This is a genomic window from Pseudomonas putida, from assembly GCF_001976065.1.
Classification (GTDB): Bacteria; Pseudomonadota; Gammaproteobacteria; order Pseudomonadales; family Pseudomonadaceae; genus Aquipseudomonas; species Aquipseudomonas serbica.
The window spans coordinates 360,002-376,767 of the sequence record NZ_MNAH01000006.1; the positions used below are offsets into that span (position 1 = coordinate 360,002).

Consider the following 16,766-nt stretch of genomic DNA (forward strand, 5'->3'; position numbering starts at 1 on the left):
TGACGTTTGCGGCGCGAAATCGACAGTTTCCCAAGGAAAACAGGCAGATACGGACACAAAACGGTCCGGGCGCACCAATTCGGGGACGGATGCTAACGCACTCGACAAGGGTTTGCGTGGGAATTGTTGGTGATCATGATCGTTCCCACGCTCTGCGTGGGAGCGATCAAGCCCCGCTATCAAGCGGGGCTTTTCATCAGGCCGGTTGGGCTTGAACGATCAGCGGTTGGAGCGGTAACAGCGGAGCGTGCGGATCGGCCTGGACCGACTTGCGCCACGCACCCAGCCACTCGGGGTGACCTTCGCTCCAGATCTGCTCATGCAAACGAGCCAATGCCACCGGATCGCTCAGCAGTTGCACACGCTCATTGTTGGTCAGGCCTTCAGGCCCGACTTTCATGGCGTGGCGCACCCGCTCGACCCGCAGCCATTCGATCGGCTCGGCCTCACGGTGACGCGAGGTCGCCAGCGAGCACGCCAGGGCATTCTGCTGCGGATCGACCACCGCACGGATAAAGCCGTCATTCAGCGCATGCCAGCGGTTTTCGTGGGTGTATTGGTCGGTGGCCAGCAGTGCCTGCGGTGGATTGTATTCCTCCGGAATCAGGAACAGGCTCTCGTCGCGGGACTTCAGGCCCAGGCCGACACGACTGGAAATCACCGACACCGGGATCGACAGCATCAGAGACCCGACAATCGGCACCAGCCACCACAGGAAGCTCGGGTTCAGCCAGATCACCAGCAGTGCCCAGAAGAAGCCCAGCAAGGTCTGCGGGCCGTGGCGCTTGACCGCCTCGCTCCATGGCGTGGAGTCGTCGTCACGCTGAGGCGAGTTCCAGGTCGCGGCCCAGCCGAGGAACGCGGCGAGCACGAAACGGGTGTGGAAAATCATCCGCACCGGCGCCAGCAGCATGGAAAACAGCATCTCCAGCAGCATCGACAAGGTCACCTTGAGCTTGCCGCCGAACTCTTTCGCGCCCTTGGCCCAGATCAGGATGACGCTCAACAGTTTTGGCAGGAACAGCAGCACGACCGTGGTCGAGAACAGCGCGATTGCCTTGTCCGGATGCCATTGTGGCCACAATGGATAAAGCTGGCGCGGTTCGAGGAAGTACTGCGGCTCCATCAGCGTGTTGACTGCCAGCAGCGCCGTAGACAGCACCAGGAAGAAGAACCACAAGGGCGCCGACAGGTAGGACATCACGCCGGTCAGGAACACTGCGCGGTGCACCGGGTGCATGCCTTTCACGAGGAACAGGCGGAAGTTCATCAGGTTGCCGTGGCACCAGCGGCGATCACGCTTGAGTTCGTCCAGCAGGTTCGGCGGCAGCTCTTCGTAGCTGCCCGGCAAGTCGTAGGCAATCCACACACCCCAACCGGCACGGCGCATCAACGCGGCTTCGACGAAGTCGTGAGACAGGATCGCACCGGCAAACGCGCCCTTACCCGGCAACGGCGCCAGGGCGCAGTGCTCGATGAACGGCTTCATGCGGATGATCGCGTTGTGGCCCCAGTAGTGCGATTCGCCCAGCTGCCAGAAGTGCAGGCCGGCGGTGAACAGCGGACCGTACACGCGGGTCGCGAACTGCTGCATGCGCGCATACAGGGTGTCCATGCCCGACGCCCGTGGCGCGGTCTGGATGATCCCGGCGTCCGGCGTGGCTTCCATCAGGCGGACCAGGCTGGTCAGGCACTCACCGCTCATCACCGAGTCGGCGTCGAGCACGACCATGTACTTGTAGTCACCCCCCCAGCGACGGCAGAAGTCGTCGAGGTTGCCGCTTTTACGCTTCACACGACGACGGCGGCGGCGATAGAAAATCTTGCCGAAACCCTTGGCTTCGCGGCAGACGTCCAGCCAGGCCTGTTGCTCGGCGACGCAGATATCCGCGTCGTTACTGTCGCTGAGGACGAAGAAGTCGAAGCGATCCAGGTCACCCGTGGCTGCTACCGACTCGAACGTTGCACGCAGACCGGCAAATACTCGTGGCACGTCTTCGTTGCAGATCGGCATCACCAATGCGGTGCGCGCGTCCTTCGGAATCGGCTCGTTGCCAGCGCTTTTGCCGGAGATGCGGTATTTATCATGACCGGTGAGCAACTCGAGGAAGCCCATCAGTGCAGTCCAGAACCCGGCCGAGACCCAACAGAACAGAATCCCGAACAGGATCAGGATGCTGGTCTGCAAGGCGTACGGCAGCACTTGCGTGGCCGTTTGCAGCAGCGGTTGATGCAGGACTTCTTCCAGGTCGACGAACGACCAGCCCTGATACGGCATGATGCCTTTCATGTACCAGCCGGCGACGATGGTCTGGCCGAGCATCAGTACCAGCAGAATGTAGCGACGGATCGAACCGACCGTGCGCCAGCGCGCCGCTGGCAAGACATTCTCGTCCTTCGGCGGCTTCGGCGGGTTGGTACGCCCGGTCAGGCGACGCCAGCCACGCACCAGGATATTGGTACGCCATGGCTCCGGCACGACCTTGGTCCGACGAATCGGCGGGGTCGCCTTGAGGACGACCCGGCCACTGACGTCAAGCGCCAGCATTTCGGCGTCCTGCAATTCTTCGGCAGTGCTCAGGGTCAGGCGCTTGCCAACCGAAGCCTGGGCAGCGTCGGTCGGGGCGTCAAATGTCGAAGACGACAAACGCTCGTGCAATTCGCTGAAGGACTGGCAGCCCGCGAGTTCCGCGCGCTGCTGGTCGGTCATTGGCAGATGTGCCAGATACTCGGAAAGCGTCTCTGGCTGTACTTGAGAATTACTCATCGGCAGGCAACTGATAACTCCAGGTCTCGGTCAGGACTTCTTCAGTCGGTGCCGATTCCGGTGTGGCTGGGGCCGCGTCGGCAGCAGCAGGCTGCGTGGCGTCTTTGTTGTTTGCCGCGTCCTTGGCATCTGCGACCGGCTTGGCCTCGGCCTGCTTGGCTTCGGCTGCCTTCGCTTCCTTGTCGGCTTTTTCCTGCTGCTTGGCGGCGACCTTGTCGGCCTTGGCAACGGAAGAGTTCGACACGGGCAGAGAAGTCTTGGCCAAATCGGCTGGCACGATGCTCTGCACCAGCGCAGCACGCATCTCGGTGGCCTTGCTCGCGTCCTTGATCTTCATGCGCAGGGTCAGGCGCCAGCCCTTGGTCTCAGGGTTGTAGCGCACGCTGTTTTCCACCAGCTCGGCGTTCTCACCGACGCTGACCTGGCTGCGAACGTCCGCATCTGCCGGCAACGCCGCCAGGGAGGGGCCTTCGAAGTCCACCAGATAGGCAACGCTACCGTCCGGCTGACGAATCAGGTTGGACTGTTTGACGTCACCGGTGGAACGCAGGGTCTGCTTGACCCAGGCGCTGTCCGGGGCATGAATCGAGGCTTCGTCCATGGTCCAGTGCATGCGATAGGCGAAGTCCAGCGGCTGGCCAGGTTCCGGCATCGTTTCCGGGCTCCAGAAAGCCACGATATTGTCGTTGGTTTCGTCGGCAGTCGGAATCTCTACCAGATCGACGGAGCCCTTGCCCCAGTCGCCCTTCGGTTCGATCCAGGCGCTTGGGCGCTTGTCGTAGCGGTCGTCGAGATCTTCGTAGTGGCTGAAGTCACGGCCACGTTGCAGCAAGCCAAAGCCACGCGGGTTCTCAACCGAGAAGTTGCTCACCGCCAGGTGTTTCGGATTGTTCAGCGGACGCCAGATCCACTCGCCGTTACCGGCATGGATGGCCAGACCGCTGGAATCGTGCAACTCGCGGCGATAGTTCAGCACTTTCGACGGCTGGTTGGCGCCGAACAGGTACATGCTGGTCAACGGCGCGATACCCAGTTTGCCGACCTTGTCACGCAGGAACATCTGCGCCTTGACGTCGACAATGGTGTCGCTGCCCGGACGCAGCGTCAGGCGATAGGCTCCGGTCGCCCGTGGCGAATCCAGCAGGGCGAAGATCACCAGGTGCTTGTCGCCGGGTTTCGGTTGCTGAATCCAGAACTCGCGAAAACGCGGGAATTCTTCACCGGAGGGCAAAGCAGTATCGATCGCCATGCCGCGAGCAGACAAACCGTAGACGTGACCCTTGCCGACCACGCGGAAATAACTCGCGCCGAGCATGGTCATGATTTCGTCTTGCTTGTCAGCCTTGTTGATTGGGTACAGGACGCGGAAACCGGCATAACCGAGTTGTTCGGTGGCCTTTGGATCGAACTTGACGTCACCGAAATCGAAACGACTTGGGTCGTACTTGATCTCTTCGACGGTGTTCGCCGTGATTTCGTTGATTTTCACCGGCGTATCGAAATGCATACCCTGGTGATAGAAGGAAAGCTTGAACGGGGTCTTCTGATCGGCCCATTCGGCTTTTTCAGTCAGGAAGCGAATTTTCTGATAATCGGCGAATTTCATCTCGCGAAATTCGTTCGGCAGGTTACTGCGCGGAGCTTCGTACTTTTGCCCGGCCAGCTCTTTTGCCTTGACCGATACATCATCCAGACTGAATGCCCAAAGCTGGCCGGCGCTGAGCAGGCACAACAGTGCCGAACCCGCTACCAATGCGCTACGAAACCGTTTGGCAGTCAATTTTGGTGCGTTACAGGGACTAACAATCACGAGCAACCCTCGCCGAAAACAGATCAAAAAACCAACGGCCAGTTAAAGGGCCTGTAGGCATCCGGCATAAAAAAACCGGTCCTGCAGACCACTCTTGCCAAGTTGGCGAGCATTGTTCCGACTCCGCTGGGGCAAAATGATTCCCCAATCGGATCCGGACAAGTCTCTACCTAAGTCAAAATGGACCAACGAACGCTGATCCCCGTAGCGCGCGATTATCTAGTAGGCCGCGTTACAACGCATCAGGGGTAACAAAGTATTTATTGGGAAAAACGCCTGTTTTCAGTCGAAATGCGCTCAAAAAAGATGTTTCAAGCGCTTTCAGGTCTGTAACAGGAAGGTCACAGGGCCGTCATTGACCAAGTGCACCTGCATATCCGCGCCGAATCTACCTGATGCCACAGTGCCATGCACCTGTTTCGCTTTGCCTAATAGATAGTCGAAAAGCTCCTCGCCCAAGGCTGGAGGGGCAGCAGTCGAGAAACTCGGACGCAACCCGCTCTTGGTATCGGCGGCCAGGGTGAACTGCGAGACCAGCAGCAACCCGCCACTCACATCCGCCAGGGACAGGTTCATCTTGCCCTCAGCGTCGCTGAACACTCGATAGTTAAGCAGCTTATTGAGAAGTTTGTCGGCGCTGGCCCGCGTGTCGCCCGGCTCGACGGCTACCAGCACGAGCAAACCCTGGTCGATCGCACCCACCACCTCACCTGCTACCTCGACTCGCGCGCCGCGCACGCGTTGCAACAGGCCCTTCATGCTTCTTCGGGGGCGAGGTCGAGCAGACGCCGGGCCATTCGATCGGCCGCACGCACCAATGCATCGGTAATCCCCGGTTCGGCAGCCGCATGGCCCGCGTCACGGATTATTTGCAGCTCGCTATTGGGCCAAGCCTGGTGAAGTTCCCAGGCGTTATCCAGCGGGCAGATCACGTCATAGCGACCGTGGACGATGACGCCTGGCAAATGGGCGATCTTGCCCATGTCGCGAATCAGCTGGTTCGGCTCAAGGAAAGCATTGTTGGTGAAGTAGTGGCATTCGATACGGGCGATGGACAACGCGCGCTGAGGCTCGGAGAAGCGGTCGACCACCAGCGGATTCGGACGCAGGGTGGCGGTGCGACCTTCCCAGGTGGACCAGGCTTTGGCCGCGTGCATCTGGGCGATCTGGTCATTGCCGGTCAGGCGTTTGTGGAAGGCGTTGAGCAGGTCATGGCGCTCGTCCAACGGGATCGGCGCAATGTAGTCTTGCCAGTAATCCGGGAACAGGCGGCTGGCGCCCGCTTGATAGAACCATTCGATTTCCTGCGGACGGCAGAGAAATATCCCGCGCAGGATCAGCCCGTGCACACGCTCCGGGTGGGTTTGCGCGTAGGCCAGCGCTAGGGTCGAACCCCAGGAGCCGCCGAACAGCACCCATTTGTCGATGCCCAGGTGCTGGCGGATCCGCTCGAGGTCGGCGACCAGGTCCCAGGTGGTGTTGTTTTCCAGGCTCGCGTGGGGGGTGGAGCGACCGCAACCGCGCTGGTCGAAAGTGACAATGCGGTACAGGTTGGGGTCGAAGTAGCACCGACTCGCGGCATCGCAGCCGGCACCGGGGCCGCCGTGAATGAACACCACCGGCAAACCTTGCGGTGAACCGCTTTCGTCGACATACAGCGTGTGGGTCTCGTCGACGGCCAGATCGTGCCGGGCGTGGGGTTTGATCTGCGGGTACAAAGTCTGCATTGCGCACTCCGTAAGGGGGTCGAGGTCATCCCTGGGGGGACTTCTATTATTCTGCCGTTGGGCATCATAAACCCGAATTACGTCAATGAGCATGTCCCCTGTAGGGCTGCCGCAGACTGCGATCTTTTGAGTTTGATTTTTCAGGATCAAAAGATCACAGCCTGCGCCGGGATTCAGCGTTTGTAGCGTTCCTCACCCCACGCGAGCAAACCCTGTAACAACGCTTTCAATACCACCCGCGTCGGCTCCGCCAGGTCCGGGCGATAACGGAACGGCTCGAACTCTTCCATGTAGGTGCACTGGCCCAACTCCAGTTGCACGGCATGGATATTTTCTGCCGGATTGCCGTAATGCCGGGTGATGTGGCCGCCCTTGAAGCGCCCGTTCAACACATGGCTGTAATCCGGATGAGCGGCGCAGATGGCTTCCAGCTGACTCGCCAGCTGCGGATCGCAACTGGCGCCATTGAAGGTGCCGAGGTTGAAGTCCGGCAGCTTGCCGTCGAACAGGTGCGGGATGATCGAGCGAATCGAGTGCGCATCGAACAGCAGCGCATAGCCGAACTCGGCTTTGAGTCGCGCCAGCTCGTTCTGCAGCGTGCTGTGATACGGCGTCCAGATTTGCTCCAGATAGGTCGCACGCTCTTCTTTCGAAGGCTCGTGCCCTTCGCGGAACAACGGAATGCCATCGAACAGTGTCGCCGGGTACAGGCCGGTGGTCGCGCCGACATACAAAGGCTTGTCGTCGGACGGCCGGTTCAGGTCGATGACGAATCGCGAATACTCGGCGGCCAAGGTGCTGGCACCCAGTTCTGCAGCAAAATCGTAAAGCTGGGGGATGTGCCAATCGGTGTCCGGCAGGCTTTTCGCGTCGGGAATCAACCCCGCCTCGACCGCCGGGGTCAGGCGCAGGCCGGCGTGAGGCATGCTGATCAGCAGCGGCACACGGCCTTGTTTGAAATTCAGAACCTTATCCACAACTGTTCTCCTAAACGCTCGTTTCGACGCCGTGACGCACGACGCGTTTTTCCAGGTCTCCGCCCAGCCAGTAGCACAGGTCGGCCGGGCGATCGATTTGCCAGGCAACGAAATCTGCAACCTTGCCCGCCTCCAGCGAACCGTGCGTCTGGGCCATGCCCAACGCGGTCGCCGCATGGATGGTCGCGCCAGCCAGGGCCTCTTCCGGGGTCATGCGGAAACAGGTGCAGGCCATGTTCAACATCAGGCGCAACGACAGCGCTGGCGAGGTGCCGGGGTTGAGGTCGCTGGCAATGGCGATTTTCACGCCATGCTTGCGCAAGGCCTCCATCGGCGGCAACTGGGTCTCGCGCAGGAAGTAAAAGGCGCCAGGCAGCAAAACGGCCACTGTGCCGGATTTGGCCATGGCGATGGCGTCGTCCTCGGTCATGAATTCCAGGTGATCGGCCGAGAGTGCGTGGTAACGCGCCGCCAGGCTCGAACCGTGCAGGGACGAGAGTTGCTCGGCGTGCAGCTTCACCGGCAGGCCCAGTGCCTGGGCGGTGATGAACACGCGCTCGACCTGGGCAGGGGAAAACGCCAGGTATTCGCAAAACGCATCCACCGCGTCCACCAGCCCTTCGGCGGCCAGTGCCGGGAGCATTTCGCTGCAGATGTGATCGATGTAATCGTCAGCGCGATCGGCGTATTCCGGCGGCAAGGCGTGAGCCGCCAGGCAGGTGCTGCGTACGCTGACCGGCAGCTCGGCGCCTAGACGCCGGGCTACCCGCAGCATCTTGCGTTCGTTGGCCAGGTCGAGGCCGTAGCCGGATTTGATCTCAATGCTGGTGACGCCATCGCGCATCAGGCTTTTCAGGCGCCTGGCGGCGCTGGCGAACAGTTCGTCTTCACTGGCCGCGCGAGTGGCCCGCACGGTGCTGGCGATGCCGCCGCCGCTTGCGGCGATTTCCGCATAACTGACACCTTGCAGTCGTTTCTCGAATTCGCCACTGCGATTTCCGCCGAACACCGTGTGGGTGTGGCAGTCGATCAGGCCTGGAGTGACCCAGGCCCCGTTCAAATCATTGACCGCCGGGTACTCGCCAGACGGCAGTTCACTGCGCGGGCCGACCCACTCGATGTGCGCACCGGACGTCACGATGGCCGCATCCTCGATGATCGAGTAGACGCCTTGCGTCATGGTTGCGACGTGGCAGTGTTGCCAGAGGGTTTTCATCCCAAGTCCTCGTGTTATTCAAAATCGATTCGCGAGCAGGCTCGCTCCCACATTGGAATGCGTTCTCCTGTGGGAGCGGGCTTGCTCGCGAAGAGGCCCTTACAGGCTAGGAAGCAACTTCGCCGACACCAGCTCGTTCAGGCAACGCGAAGCCAACAACTCGGTCGCCGCATTGATGTCCGGGGCGAAAAAACGGTCCTTCTCATAGAACGGCACTTCGTTACGCAGAATCGCCCGAGCCTTTTCCAGTTTCGGCGAGCTCTTCAGGCCATTGCGCAAGTCCAGGCCCTGCACCGCCGCCAGCCATTCAACAGCGAGAATCCCACGGGTGTTCTCGGCCATTTCCCACAGTCGCTTGCCCGCAGCCGGGGCCATGGACACGTGGTCTTCCTGGTTGGCGGAGGTCGGCAGGCTGTCCACCGAATGCGGATGGGACAGCGCCTTGTTTTCGCTGGCCAGTGCGGCTGCAGTCACTTGGGCGATCATGAAGCCGGAGTTCACGCCACCATTGGCCACCAGGAACGGCGGCAGCTGCGACATGTGCTTGTCCATCATCAGCGAGATGCGGCGCTCGCTCAGGGAGCCGATTTCAGCGATAGCCAGCGCCATGTTGTCAGCGGCCATGGCCACCGGTTCGGCGTGGAAGTTACCGCCGGAAATCACGTCGCCTTCAGCGGCAAACACCAGCGGGTTGTCGGACACGGCGTTGGCTTCGATGGCCAGCACTTCAGCGGCCTGACGGAACTGGGTCAGGCAGGCGCCCATGACTTGTGGCTGGCAGCGCAGGGAGTACGGGTCCTGTACTTTTTCGCAGTTTTCGTGGGAATCGGAAACTTCGCTGCGCTCGCCCAGCAAATCACGGTAAGCGGCAGCGGCGTCGATCTGGCCTTTCTGGCCACGAGCGGCGTGGATTCGCACATCGAACGGCGAACGCGAGCCCAACACCGCTTCAACGGTCAGGCCACCGAGCGCCAAGGCTGCGGCGAACAGGTCTTCGCCTTCGAACAGGCCACGCAAAGCAAACGCGGTGGACACCTGGGTACCGTTGAGCAGCGCCAAGCCTTCTTTCGCCGCCAGGGTCAGCGGAGTCAGGCCGGCGACTTTCAGCGCTTCGGTCGCTTCCATCCACTCGCCTTTGTAACGCGCCTTGCCTTCACCCAGCAGTACCAGTGACATATGTGCCAACGGCGCCAGGTCGCCGGATGCACCGACCGAACCTTTGAGCGGAATGTGCGGGTAGACCTCGGCGTTGATCAGGGCGATCAGCGCGTCGATCACTACCCGGCGGATGCCGGAGAAACCACGGCTCAGGCTGTTGACCTTGAGCACCATGATCAACCGCACCAGATCGTCGCTGATCGGCTGGCCGACACCGGCGGCGTGGGACAACACCAGCGAGCGCTGGAGGTTTTCCAGGTCTTCGCTGGCGATGCGGGTCGAAGCCAACAGGCCGAAGCCGGTGTTGATGCCATAGGCGGTGCGGTTCTCGGCGAGGATCTGTTCCACGCAGGCAACGCTGGCTTCGATCTGGGCCGAGGCGCTGTTGTCGAGGGTCAGTGTCACCGGTTGCTGATACACGTCACGCAGTTGGGCGAGGGTCAGCTGGCCAGGGATCAAATTAAGCGCAGTCATTTCATGCTCCTTGTGAGAGTTGTTATTAACTACCAGACGCTCCGGAGATATCCGTTGTCCGTCGCTTCCCCCTTCTTGAGGGGGCTGGCGCCTTGGCACGCTGGTTTTGTAGTGAGATCAGTTCAAATTCGGTAAGGCTATGTGCAGAAAGACAGGGTCTTTCAGAACACTGGCAGCGGCCGCGATATCCGGCGCCAGCCAACGGTCCTGATCGTAGGCCGCAACCCGCTCGCGCAGCAGGCGCCAGGCGGCATCGGTACCGGCGCCGAAGCGTTGCTCCTTGAGGAACTCAAACGCCTGGGCCGCCAGCAGGTACTCGATGGCGAGGATCTGCGTGCAGTTTTCCAGGGCGCGATGCAGCTTGAGCGCGGCGTTAGTGCCCAGGCTCAGGTGATCTTCCTGCAGGCCCGAGGTGACGTAGTTATCAAGCACTGCCGGTTGCGCCAGCTGGCGGTTTTCCGCGCACAGCGAAGCGGCCACGTATTGCACGATCATCATCCCGGAGTTCACCCCGGGGTTGGCCACCAGAAACGCCGGCAAGCCACTGACGTGCGGGTTGATCAATCGGTCGAGACGACGCTCGGCGATGGAGCCGATTTCGGCCATGGCGATGGCCAGCAGGTCCGCCGCCAATGCCACGGACTGGCCGTGCGGGTTGGCCTGGGACACCACGCGGTAGTTGTCTGCGGTGCCCAGCACCAGCGGGTTGTCGGTGGCGCTGTTGAGTTCGGTTTCGATCTGTTTGGTCGCGTGCAGCAGTTGGTCGCGAGCGGCACCGTGCACCTGCGGAATCGAGCGAATGCTCAAGGCATCCTGGGTGCGAATGCCCTTGCTCTGGGCAATCACTTCGCTGCCGTCAAGCAACGCGCGCAGGTTGATGCCCACCTGCTGCATGCCCGGGTGCGGCTTGAGCGCGATGATTTCGGCATCGAACGCGTCGATCTGCCCGCGCTGGGCCTCGAAGCTCATGGCACCGATCACGTCGGCCCAATGCAACAGATGGGCAGCGTCGGCGATCGCCAGGCAGCTCAGGCCGGTCATGCAGGGTGTGCCATTGACCAGGCATAGACCGTCCTTGGCGCCCAGCTTGACCGGTTGCAAGCCTTCTTCAGCCAAGGCCTGGTGCGCGGATACGATCTGCCCGCGATAGCTGACATTGCCGACGCCCAGCAACGCGATGCCGATGTGGGCCATGTGGGTCAGGTAGCCCACGGATCCCTGGGATGGCACTTGCGGGGTGATGCCACGGTTGAGCAACGCCAGCAGCGCTTCGACCACCTGCCGGTGCAGGCCGGATTTGCCGTGGCTGTAGTTGACGACGGCTGCGCACATGATCGAGCGCGCCTGCTCGTTGGACAGCGGCGCGCCGACGCCACAAGCGTGGCTGAGCAAGGTGTTGCGTGACAACTGGCTGAGTTGTTCGTCCTGCAGTGAGACGTTGCACAACGCGCCCAGCCCGGTGTTGATGCCGTAGGCACGCTCGCCGCTGGTGACGATGCGCTGGACGATGGCCTGGGCGTTTTCAATCCGTGCCCAGATCGGTGCCGACAGCTCGAGCTGCGCGCCATGACGGGCGACGGCGACCACGTCCTGCCAAGTAACCTGCGCCTCGGTGATAACGATTTTTTCAGCCTGGGACATCTTCAACCTCATCCAAATATTGATGCAGCTTCACCGCCGCCTTCGCGAGCAAGCCCGCTCCCACAGGGGATTGCGTACACCTTGTAGGAGCTGGCTTGCCAGCGAAGAGGCCGGCAAACACACCGAAAATCTCTTAAACCACCGCCGCCCGGCGCTGCACAAAGCGGTCGACATACTCATCCGCCGGCGAATGCAGGATCTCCCTCGGCGTGCCGACCTGGATCAGGCGGCCATCCTTGAGGATCGCGATACGGTTGCCGATGCGCACGGCCTCGTCGAGGTCGTGGGTGATGAAGACGATGGTCTTGTGCAGGGTCTTTTGCAGTTCCAGCAACTGGTCCTGCATCTCGGCGCGGATCAGCGGGTCGAGGGCACTGAAGGCTTCGTCCATCAGGATGATGTCAGTGTCCGCCGCCAAGGCCCGGGCCAGGCCCACACGCTGACGCATGCCACCGGAGAGCTGGTGCGGGTACTTGTTTTCGTAGCCCTTGAGGCCCACGGTGTTGATCCAGTGCAGCGCGCGCTCGGCACACATTTGCTTGCTCTCGCCACGGATCTTCAGGCCGTAGGCGACGTTGTCCAGCACGCTCTTGTGCGGCAGCAGGCCGAAGCTCTGGAACACCATGCTGATCTTGCGCCGGCGAAATTCGCGCAGGGCTTCCATGTCGTATTGCAGGATGTCCACACCGTCCACCAGGATCGCGCCGCTGGTCGGGTCGATCAGGCGATTGAAGTGGCGCACCAGGGTGGATTTGCCGGAACCGGACAGGCCCATGATCACGAAGATCTCGCCGCTGCCGATGCTCAGGGACAAATCGTTCACGCCGACCACGCAGCCGGTTTCGGCCAGCACCTGGTCCTTGGTCTTGCCCTGGCCGACCATGGCCAGCGCTTCCTTGGAACGGTTGCCGAAAATCTTGAAGACGTTCTTGACTTCGATCTTGCTCACGGTTGCGTTGTTCATTTGCTCACCTCATGCCGTGCACGACCGTACGCCTGTGTAATGCGGTCGATCACCACGGCCAGAATCACGATCGCCAGACCGGCTTCGAGGCCGCGTCCGACGTTGAGGGTCTGGATCCCCACCAGCACATCTTCGCCCAGGCCACGGGCGCCGATCATCGAGGCGATCACCACCATCGACAGGGCCATCATGGTGGTCTGGTTGATCCCGGCCATGATGCTCGGCAGGGCCAGCGGCAGTTGCACGCCGAACAGTTGCTGCCAACGGTTGGCCCCGAAGGCGTTGATCGCCTCCATCACCTCGCCGTCAACCTGGCGAATCCCCAAGTCGGTCAGGCGGATCAGCGGTGGCGCGGCGTAGATCACGGTGGCGAAGATCGCCGGCACCTTGCCCAGGCCGAACAGCATCAGCACCGGGATCAGGTACACGAAGCTCGGCATGGTCTGCATGATGTCCAGCAACGGCATCAGCACCGAACGCAAGCGATTGCTGCGGGCCGAGAGGATGCCCAACGGGACGCCGATCAGTACAGAGATGACCGTCGCCACCATCATCAGCGCCAGGGTCTGCATCAGCTTGTCCCAGAGGCCTACCGCACCCACCAGGAACAGCAAACCAACGATGACGGCAGTGGTCACGACCTTGCGGGTCGCGTGCCAGGCCACGCCTGCCACGATCGCCAGCATCAGCCACCAGGGTGCGGCACGCAGCAGGCCTTCAAGATTGACGATGGCCCACAGCAGGGTGTCAGAGATGCTGCGGAAAACGTCGCCGTAGTTGGTGACCAGCGAATCGACCCAACCGTTGACCCAGTCGGCGATGGAAAAGGTAAAGCTTTCGGGAAACATAAGAGGCTCTCAATCAAGGGGTTGCGATCAAGCATCCGACTGCCGTTGGCGGCAGCCGGAGAAGCCCGACCTACAAGGCCGCGTCGATTTTCTTGGCTGCGTCTTCACTCACCCATGCATGCCAGACTTCAGGATGTTCCTTCAAGAAGATCTTGGCCAGTTTTGGCGACTCGATCCGCTCTTTGGTCATGCGGCCCAGGTTCTGGTTGAGCAGGTCGATCGGAACGTTGACCTTTTCCAGCACGGCGACCAGTTCCGGCGCTTCGTCGTGGAAGGTCTTGGACAGGCCAACCTTGATATCCACGGTCTTGTTCACGCCGGGTTTTTCTTCGAGTTTCACTACGTCGACCTGGCCCATCAGCGGGGTTGGCGACCAGTAGTAGAACAGGATCGGTTCGCCACGCTTGTAGCTCGACAGCACGGCGGCATCGAGTGCCGGGCCGGTGCCTGGGCGGAAGTTGGTGTAGCTGCTTTCCAGGCCGTAGCTTTTCAGCATTTCGCTGTTGTCCAGCTCACAGGTCCAGCCGGCCGGGCAGTTGTAGAAGCGCCCTTTGGAGGGTTCTTCGGCATCCTTGAACACCGCCGAGTATTTGCCCAGGTCGGCGATGTTTTTCAGATCCGGAGCCTTGGCTTCCAGCTTGCGCTTGGCATCGCCTTCGATCACGTAGCGCGGCACGTACCAGCCTTCGATCGCACCAACCACCGGCGCGCCGACACCGACGACCTTGCCGGCCTTCTCGGCCTTGTTCCAGACCTCGCTGCGGCCGACCCATTCTTCGGCAAACACCTGGATGTCGTTGCTGCTCAGGGCGTTTTCCATGGTGATGGAGTTGCCTGGCAAGCTGTCGGTCTTGCAGTCGTAGCCTTTTTCCAAAACCAGTTGCATCACGTCGGTCAGCAACATGGCGCTTTCCCAGTTAAGGCCGGCGAATTTCACCGGTTTGCCCGACTCGCACCAGCCCGCTGCCTGAGTGGCGCCGGCGCTGGCCAGCAGGCCCATGGAAAGCAATGTGGTCAGCAGGGTCTTGTTCGATTTCATTGTAGTGACGCTCCTAATCATGAATTGGCTTACGGCAGTCAAGAGGCATCCAGCCCTGTCCACGTCCAGTCAGGCCTGCGCCGCAGCGCGACCGACAGTCAGCGTTTGTTCGGTGACCACGCCCTGCTCGACCGGCAGGATCAGTTGATCAGGCACTGAGCCGTGCCATTTTTTCGCACACACGTAATACAGGGCTGCGGGAATCACCAGACCAATGATCCAGGAAATATCCACATCGCCCAGAACTGCCACCAGCGGGCCGGTGTAGAACTTGCTGGAGATGAACGGCAGCTGCACCAGCACACCGAAAACATAGACGCTGATACCGAGGGCATTCCAACGGCCGTAGCGTCCGTTCGGATCGGACAGCGCCGGTACGTCATAGCGCTCGCGAGTGATGCAGTAGTAATCCACCAGGTTGATCGCGCTCCATGGCGTGAAGAACGCCAGCAGGAACAAAATGAAGGACTTGAACGCACCGAGGAACGAGTGCTGGCCGAGCAACGCCATCAAGGTCGCGGCACCAACGATGGCCAGCACGAAGAGCAGACGCTGAAAGCGCGATACCTTCAGGTCACCACGGAAACCGCTGATGATGGTCGCAATGCACATGAAGCTGCCGTAGGAATTGAGCGTGGAAATGGTCACCTTGCCGAATGCGATGCTGAAGTACAGCAGTGCAGCGGTGGCACCGGTTCCGCCCAGACCAACGATGTAGGCCACTTCGTGGCCGGCGAACTGGCCGTTGGCCGATGCGGCGGCAAACACGCCGAGGATCATCGCCACCTGTGCGCCAATCACCGAACCTGCGCCTGCGGCGAAAAAGGTCTTCACCGAGGAAACCTTGCTCGGCAGGTAGCGGGAGTAGTCAGCCACATAAGGGCCGAAGGCGATCTGCCAGGACGCCGCGAGCGACACCGCGAGCAGGAAGCTGCTCCAGCTGAAGTGACGGATTTGCAACAGTGCGCCAACGTCAACCTGGCTCATCAAGCGGCTGAACAGATAAACAAAGGCAATCACGCCAATGACACTGGCCACACGGCCGATCCAATGGATCACCCGATAACCGAGCACCGTCACCAGCACGATGACACTGGCGAAGATGAGGATGCCAACGCTGTCGCTGACGCCAAACAACTGGCCCAGCGCCTGGCCGGACAGCACGGTTCCCGTTGCGGTGAAGCCCAGGTACATCAGGCACACCAGCACGATCGGGATGGCCGCGCCATATACGCCGAATTGCACGCGACTGGAGATCATCTGCGGCAGGCCGAGCTTGGGCCCTTGCGCGGCATGCAGCGCCATTACCCCACCGCCGATCAGTTGGCCGATCAACAGACCGATCAACGACCAGAACACGTCACCGCCCAACACCACGGCCAGGGCCCCGGTGACAATCGCGGTGATTTGCAGGTTGGCACCCATCCACAAGGTGAACTGGCTAAACAGACGACCGTGTCTTTCCGCCTCCGGGATGTAGTCGATCGAGCGCTTCTCGATCAACGGTTTGTTGCCTGCACGTTCGCTGCTGACAGCCATGGTTCAACCTCTGTGGATTGTTATTCTGGGTTGGTGGTCCCTTGTAGGAGCGAGCTTGCTCGCGAAGGCGTCTTTCCTGACACACCTGGGTGCGTCATTCGCTGGCAAGCCAGCTCCTACAGGGTGGGCTAATGCGTTATTTGCCGGTGATCATCGGCAGGTTCAGCCCCTGCTCCCTGGCGCAGTCGATGGCGATCTGGTAACCGGCATCGGCATGACGCATCACGCCGGTCGCCGGGTCGTTGTGCAGCACGCGAGCGATTCGCTCGGCCGCTTCATCGGTACCGTCGCAGACAATCACCATGCCCGAGTGCTGGGAGAAGCCCATGCCGACGCCGCCGCCGTGGTGCAGCGACACCCAGGTCGCGCCGCTCGCGGTGTTGAGCAGGGCGTTGAGCAGTGGCCAGTCGGACACGGCATCGGAACCGTCCTGCATCGATTCGGTTTCGCGGTTCGGGCTTGCTACGGAACCGGAGTCCAGGTGGTCGCGACCGATCACGATCGGCGCCGACAGCTCACCGCTGCGCACCATTTCGTTGAACGCCAGGCCCAGCTTGGCGCGCAGGCCCAGGCCCACCCAGCAGATACGGGCCGGCAGCCCCTGGA

13 protein-coding genes are annotated in these 16,766 nt (G+C 61.2%); all 13 read right to left on the bottom strand.

Features of this window, described 5'->3' with window-relative positions; translation table 11 throughout:
• Positions 1–196: 196 nt before the first annotated feature.
• Positions 197–2,767 (bottom strand): glucans biosynthesis glucosyltransferase MdoH, encoded by a 2,571-nt coding sequence (gene mdoH / locus BKX96_RS21875; RefSeq protein ID WP_046816930.1) that lies wholly within the window; start codon positions 2,765–2,767, stop codon positions 197–199.
• Complete coding sequence (locus tag BKX96_RS21880) at positions 2,760–4,577, bottom strand: glucan biosynthesis protein G (protein ID WP_077185461.1); 1,818 nt, start codon at positions 4,575–4,577, stop codon at positions 2,760–2,762. The genes mdoH and BKX96_RS21880 overlap by 8 nt, the downstream gene beginning before the upstream one ends.
• Positions 4,578–4,898: 321 nt before the next feature.
• Positions 4,899–5,336, bottom strand: coding sequence for a D-aminoacyl-tRNA deacylase (gene dtd, locus BKX96_RS21885; RefSeq protein WP_077185462.1), 438 nt, complete (start codon positions 5,334–5,336; stop codon positions 4,899–4,901).
• On the bottom strand, positions 5,333–6,304 hold the full coding sequence (gene pip, locus BKX96_RS21890) for a prolyl aminopeptidase (RefSeq protein WP_046816927.1): 972 nt from the start codon (positions 6,302–6,304) through the stop codon (positions 5,333–5,335). The genes dtd and pip overlap by 4 nt, the downstream gene beginning before the upstream one ends.
• Positions 6,305–6,477: 173 nt before the next feature.
• The gene (gene hutG / locus BKX96_RS21895; RefSeq protein ID WP_077185463.1) at positions 6,478–7,281 is read right to left on the bottom strand and encodes an N-formylglutamate deformylase; all 804 of its coding nucleotides are present in this window, start codon (positions 7,279–7,281) and stop codon (positions 6,478–6,480) included.
• Between the two features lie 10 nt (positions 7,282–7,291).
• On the bottom strand, positions 7,292–8,497 hold the full coding sequence (gene hutI, locus BKX96_RS21900) for an imidazolonepropionase (protein WP_046816925.1): 1,206 nt from the start codon (positions 8,495–8,497) through the stop codon (positions 7,292–7,294).
• A 99-nt stretch (positions 8,498–8,596) separates the two neighbouring features.
• Positions 8,597–10,129, bottom strand: coding sequence for a histidine ammonia-lyase (hutH, locus tag BKX96_RS21905; RefSeq protein ID WP_046816924.1), 1,533 nt, complete (start codon positions 10,127–10,129; stop codon positions 8,597–8,599).
• Between the two features lie 117 nt (positions 10,130–10,246).
• A complete protein-coding gene (hutH, locus tag BKX96_RS21910) occupies positions 10,247–11,770 on the bottom strand; it encodes a histidine ammonia-lyase (protein ID WP_077185464.1) in 1,524 nt (507 codons plus the stop codon).
• A 133-nt stretch (positions 11,771–11,903) separates the two neighbouring features.
• Positions 11,904–12,734 carry a quaternary amine ABC transporter ATP-binding protein gene (locus BKX96_RS21915; protein ID WP_077185465.1) on the bottom strand — a complete coding sequence of 277 codons (831 nt, stop codon included), beginning with the start codon at positions 12,732–12,734 and terminating at the stop codon, positions 11,904–11,906.
• The gene (locus BKX96_RS21920) at positions 12,731–13,582 is read right to left on the bottom strand and encodes an ABC transporter permease (RefSeq protein WP_046816922.1); all 852 of its coding nucleotides are present in this window, start codon (positions 13,580–13,582) and stop codon (positions 12,731–12,733) included. Before BKX96_RS21920 ends, BKX96_RS21915 begins: the two co-directional genes overlap by 4 nt.
• Positions 13,583–13,652: 70 nt before the next feature.
• Entirely contained in the window at positions 13,653–14,621 is a 969-nt protein-coding gene (locus BKX96_RS21925) for an ABC transporter substrate-binding protein (RefSeq protein ID WP_046816921.1), read from the bottom strand.
• A 69-nt stretch (positions 14,622–14,690) separates the two neighbouring features.
• The gene (locus BKX96_RS21930; protein WP_077185466.1) at positions 14,691–16,160 is read right to left on the bottom strand and encodes a purine-cytosine permease family protein; all 1,470 of its coding nucleotides are present in this window, start codon (positions 16,158–16,160) and stop codon (positions 14,691–14,693) included.
• Positions 16,161–16,296: 136 nt separating this feature from the next.
• Positions 16,297–16,766: urocanase-related protein (locus BKX96_RS21935; protein ID WP_508607233.1), on the bottom strand; the 470-nt coding region annotated here is incomplete at its 5' end.